Origin of the sequence: Aliidiomarina sanyensis, assembly GCF_003987175.1 — a bacterium.
Classification (GTDB): domain Bacteria; phylum Pseudomonadota; class Gammaproteobacteria; order Enterobacterales; family Alteromonadaceae; genus Aliidiomarina; species Aliidiomarina sanyensis.
This window is the reverse complement of record NZ_PIPM01000028.1, coordinates 1-5385: the sequence shown is the minus strand read 5'-3', so window position 1 is coordinate 5385 and position 5385 is coordinate 1. Positions and strand designations below refer to the sequence as shown.

At 47.2% G+C, this 5385-nt stretch carries 4 protein-coding genes; 2 read left to right on the top strand and 2 right to left on the bottom strand.

What is annotated here, in order from left to right; genetic code table 11:
- A partial coding sequence (locus tag CWE11_RS11875; protein WP_133306947.1) for a GAF domain-containing hybrid sensor histidine kinase/response regulator occupies positions 1 to 1448 on the top strand: 1448 nt, incomplete at its 5' end.
- A 257-nt stretch (positions 1449 to 1705) separates the two neighbouring features.
- On the opposite strand, the gene CWE11_RS11870 is transcribed toward CWE11_RS11875, so the two are convergent.
- Entirely contained in the window at positions 1706 to 2098 is a 393-nt protein-coding gene (locus tag CWE11_RS11870; RefSeq protein WP_126777837.1) for an MAPEG family protein, read from the bottom strand.
- Between the two features lie 194 nt (positions 2099 to 2292).
- On the bottom strand, positions 2293 to 4383 hold the full coding sequence (locus tag CWE11_RS11865; protein WP_241971798.1) for a TonB-dependent receptor family protein: 2091 nt from the start codon (positions 4381 to 4383) through the stop codon (positions 2293 to 2295).
- 274 nt (positions 4384 to 4657) lie between these two features.
- Here CWE11_RS11865 and CWE11_RS11860 point away from each other — a divergent pair.
- Positions 4658 to 5385, top strand: a 728-nt coding sequence (locus CWE11_RS11860) for a peroxidase family protein (protein WP_338022205.1), incomplete at its 3' end; no start/stop codon positions are given.

Sequence of the window (5385 nt, the reverse complement as noted above, 5' to 3'; positions counted from 1 at the left end):
GTATGATCGGTGAGTGGCTAGAGGCTCATCGAGCAGGGCGAGAAATGATTATCCCTGCAGTTGAGGAACTTGAAGTAGGCTCTCGTCTGCGGGAGATCGTCGAACCTCAAGGCATAAAAAGCTTAATTACGATTCCGATGCTGCATCATTCCCAACTTATAGGCTTTATTGGTTTCGATAGTGTAAGGCAACATCATTGTTACACAGAGAAAGAGAAAAAATTACTTTGGCTCTATTCGGAAATGCTAGTAAACATCCACGAGCGTGAAAAAGCGATTGCCAATATCGTGTATGAGCGCGAACGAGCAGAAAGTGCAAATAGGGCTAAGTCTCAGTTTTTGGCCAATATGAGCCATGAGATTAGAACCCCGCTCAACGGAATTATAGGGTTTACTGAGCTGCTGCAAGATACGCAACTTGATGAGCAACAACAAGAGTTTGTGAAGACGATTAATCAAGCGTCGAACCTGTTATACGGAATAGTCAATGATATTCTCGATTTCTCTAAAATCGAGGCCGGTAAGCTAGAACTCGTTAGTGATAGCACTTCGCTCGTTCAAATTATTCAACATCTGAGTAATCTTTTTACTCCAAAGGCGAGAAATCGTGGCGTTGACCTCCAGTTTGATTTACAACTTGATGGGCACGAATTAATAGAAACTGATGAACTTCGCTTCACTCAGGTGCTTGTTAACCTAATAAACAATGCAATTAAATTTACCTATACGGGCTTGGTGCGAGTCGCGATAAAATGTATTGGTGTTCACCGACGCTTTGTCGACTTCTCGATTGTTATTGAGGACACAGGAATAGGGATGGATGAGGAATTAATTCATCGACTGTTCCGCCCTTTTGAACAAGCAGACTCTTCCACTGCTCGGGTGTTTGGTGGTACTGGACTGGGGCTAGCTATCTCGCAGAGAATTGTAAACGCGATGGGTGGGAAAATCATGGTGGAATCTGCCCCTGGGGTTGGTTCGAAGTTCTTTTTTAACTTATCGTTTAAACGTGTCTTATCGGCGAATGTTTTAAATAGCCAAGCATCAATAAATGAAACTTCAGTACCCTCTTTGAGAGGCAAACGCATCTTGATTGCAGAGGATGTGCGCCTTAATAGAGAGCTTTTAGGGCATTGGCTAACCCGAACACAATGTGAAATCGTTTACGCAGAGAATGGACAAGAAGCAGTTGACTGTGCTCTCGAACAAGATTTTGACTTGATTCTTATGGACCTTCAAATGCCATTGCTCGATGGATTTGATGCGAGTAAACGAATCACTGCCAACCGCCCGGATATACCTATTTTTGCACTGTCTGCTGCGATATCGGAATTGGATATGGCTCGCTCCAAAGAGTGCGGTATGCGACGGCACCTACCCAAGCCTATTTCTAGATCCGATTTCTATGCGGCGATTGCAGAAGAGCTCTTCAAAAAAAGACAAAAGTAATAAAAGTGTTGAAAATGACAAAAATAATGTTAAATTAGAGTTGCAAGGTTGTTAGCAATCCAATAACAAGACTCTTCCCGGTTGAGTTGAGTTATATCTATAAGTGGATGACCAGCCACGTTATGTGCCTTGTAACCTGGGGTCTTTGGGGGACCCGAGCCACGCATGAGAATGCGTGGCTTTTTTTATGAGTGTAGTTAGGCTCTTTGCTCGGAAAATCACTTGGGTTAAACATTGGCGTGAAAGTTGGTGTAAATCTATCCCCAAATCGCGCGACCTGCCATGAAAAATGCAGAGAACAAGCTCACCAACCAAATTAGGGATCGCGCGGTGGCCCAATCTGCCCAATAACAAATCAGATAGAGCACACGGGCAGTAATAAATGTCCATCCGAGTGCAACGGCAAAGGTGTCAACAGAATCCGTTAAATAAACGATTCCAACGGCGGACATATAGATGATGAGGGCCTCAAAACTGTTGTAGTGTGCAGCCGTTGCGCGTAGTCCATACCCTTCAAGGCGACGCTGTTGAACACGCGGATAATGATTGTCGTACCCGCCCGGTTGCTTGACCATCGCAAATACGAGTGCGAGTTTGGCTACATACGGGAGTATCATCGCAATAAATAATGTGATGAGTAGGTGCGTCATAAATACCTCTGATTTTTGTGTCGGCTGACGTGAACTTCACGGCTCGACGTTGTTTTTTTGTGGGCTCACTACATTAGTCGCCGCTTATAGATAGAGGTATTTGGAATAAACGGTTCACTTCAGTTGAAAATAGAACGAAATAAAAGCCCTGCTAATGCAGGGCTCAGGGAGATATTCAGGCGTTATTCATTGACTTAGAAGCGAAAGCGAAAGCCAACCTCAAATGTGCGCTCCGGCCCAACATAAATACCTTGTCTCAAACCACCGATGTATTGCTTGTCTGTGAGGTTCTTCACGGAACCAAACAGACTGAGCTGGTCGTTTACTTGATACTGTGTAAACAGGTCCAACACAGTATACGAGGGCATCAAACCACCCCAGATTCCGCCGGCGGCATTACTTGGAATTTCTACACGATTTGCTGGGTCACCAAATTGCTCACCCCGATGATGAGCCGTCAGTGCGGCAGAAAATCCGTCGCCACGATAGCTTAATGCGACATTTGCCATCCACTCCGGCGCATAGGGGAGGCGGTTACCAGAAAATTCACCGGTGCGGAATTCAGACTTTGGAACATACGTTGCATTCCCATCAAGGTGGAAGCCACCGACAAGTGGATATTGCAATGCAAGTTCAAACCCGAGATGTTCGGTTTTTCCTGCATTGGATTGTGAAAGGTTTGGATCACTGTTCCCGGTCACGACTTGATTACTAAAGTCCATGAGGAACGCGGCTATGTCGTAGCTTAGGCGTCCAGCGCGCCCACGTAGGCCCGCCTCATAGTTCACAGACCGTTCGCCGCGAAGATTTTGATCGGTTAAACCGTCAAGTGCGACACCGTTTGAGGCCGGAGAGAATGCGCGATAAATACCACCGTATAACTCGGCATTCTGGGTTAATGCAAAAGTAGCACCTACACCCGGAAGCACCTCAGTATTTGAGGTGGCCGCAGAAGGATTACCATCCGAAAGCACCACTCGGTTTTGCGTGTAGTTTTCAACGCGGACTCCGGGGGTAATCGCTAATCGGTCGCTCAGTTCAACGCGCGTTTGAGCGTATCCTGCATAGCTATCGGCGGAATCCTGAATATGCCGGTCATTCACGCCCGTTCGATCCGTCTCGCGGGTCGCCCGGATTCGCATATCGTCCGATGACTCCTGCATAAAACGCAGACCAAACTCACTGTTAGCTCGATTTCCGAAAAGGTCATGATGGACACTCAGACGGGTCTCTATACCATAGCGATCGAACGATCGATTATTGCCTGTCAGGTTATCGGTATAGACCCATCGGCCTGCGAGGTTTGATGCTGCAGTGTCAACGTCGTAACGCCAGTAATCACGAGTGACTTCACTCCAGTAAGCAATTGTTTTCAAAGAGACGTTCGGTGAGATGTTCCACTCATAATTGACGTCAAATGCGATACGGTCCTGTAAATACCAGTCATCTGGGGCTGGATTGTAGCGCTCACCTGCACGGTAATCGTCAAGGAATAATCCGCGGTATGAAATATTCGCATCATTTTCATGATAGGAAAATTTAACACCAATGCGATGATCAGGACTCAGAGACGTTCCTGCTTTAAACATGAGATCATTCATCTCATAGCCTTTGTCCATAAAGCCATCGCTTTGTGCGTGGGTAAAGATGATACCTGCGTAAGCATCATGAGCGTCATTGTGTTGACCCACCTCAAGATTCACTTCCCGCATATTAAATGACCCCACCCGCGAGCTTAATAGGACACCGTGATCAGGCGTTTTAGTTTGAAAGTTGACCACGCCACCAATGGTTGAGGGACCATAGCGCAACGATGCGGAACCCTTGAGAATCTCGACCCGCTCAACCCGCTGGATGCGGGGGTTAAAGTAACGGTCGTTCCCAATAAACAGACCAGGTGCCACGGGCACACCATCTTCTAGTAACAGTGATTTACTCTCACTTGCGGACAAACCGCGAATCCCAAAATTGCCGACAATGGAGGTTTCCTCCTCACCCTTGATATTAATTCCCGGAACTCGGCGCAGAATATCTTCGGTGGATAAGGGTTGCATTTGCTCAATGAAATCACGATCAAGTATGACCACACTTCCTGTTTCGTCGTAGCGATGAGCGGCGCTTTGGCCGAAAACACGAATCACTTCAATGCGCGGTGGGGCAGTGCGTTCACCATTTGGCTCGTTACTGGTTTCGCCCGCTTGAGCGAGGGCCGCGGTAGAGAACAGAGCGCTAGAAATAAGGGTTGCGACTATGGTGAGGCGAAATACAGGTTGGGACGACATCATCAGAACTCCAAATCAAAACAGAAACCCAGAATGTGGGGGTCTTCCAAGATGAGGGTATTATAAATGCAAATGAGAATAATTATCAATAACATTAAAGCTTGAAATTTCCGGTTAGAAAATTTTGGTTTCATAGAAAAAACCGTTTAACGCAACCGGTTATGCCTATTGGTATAAATGGACGTGCATTGCTATACCTTATTGTGACAATTTGAGCCCGCGTTGTGCGGGCGAGTTTTTGTGTCATTTGATGCAACGACATTGAAAGGAGCAATCCATGAGTGATAATAAAGCGGGTAAGTGCCCAGTAATGCACGGTGGCAACACGCGCCTCGGTGCGAATGGGACCTACAACAAAGATTGGTGGCCGAATCAGCTCAATCTGCGGATTCTTGCCCAGAACGATAAGAAGACAAACCCTTTAGGGGAAGACTTTAACTATCGTGAAGCCTTCAAGAAGCTCGATTTGGCTCAGGTTAAAAAAGATATCGAGCATGTCCTCAAAGATTCAAAAGACTGGTGGCCGGCCGATTACGGTCATTACGGTCCATTTATGATCCGGATGGCGTGGCACGCTGCTGGTACATACCGAACTGCAGATGGTCGTGGGGGCGGTGGTACCGGCAACCAGCGTTTTGCGCCATTAAACAGCTGGCCAGACAACGGGAACCTCGATAAGGCGCGTCGTTTGCTGTGGCCTGTGAAGCAAAAGTACGGCAACAGTCTCTCGTGGGCTGACTTGTTCATCTTGACCGGTAACGTCGCGATTGAATCGATGGGTTTAAAAACCTTTGGATTCGGCGGTGGCCGAGAGGACATCTGGGAACCAGAAGAGGATATCTACTGGGGTAAGGAAAACGAGTGGCTCGAGAACAATCGCTACACCGGCGACCGCGAGCTAGAGCATCCACTTGCCGCAGTGCAAATGGGCTTGATTTACGTAAATCCAGAAGGCCCAGATGCAAATCCAGACCCGGTGGCTTCAGGTCGTGATATTCGTGAAAC

Excerpts from the sequence above, each read along its gene's own strand:
- CWE11_RS11870 (WP_126777837.1), bottom strand. The coding sequence starts at position 2,098 with ATGACGCACCTACTCATCACATTATTTATTGCGATGATACTCCCGTAT.
- CWE11_RS11865 (WP_241971798.1), bottom strand. The coding sequence starts at position 4,383 with ATGATGTCGTCCCAACCTGTATTTCGCCTCACCATAGTCGCAACCCTT.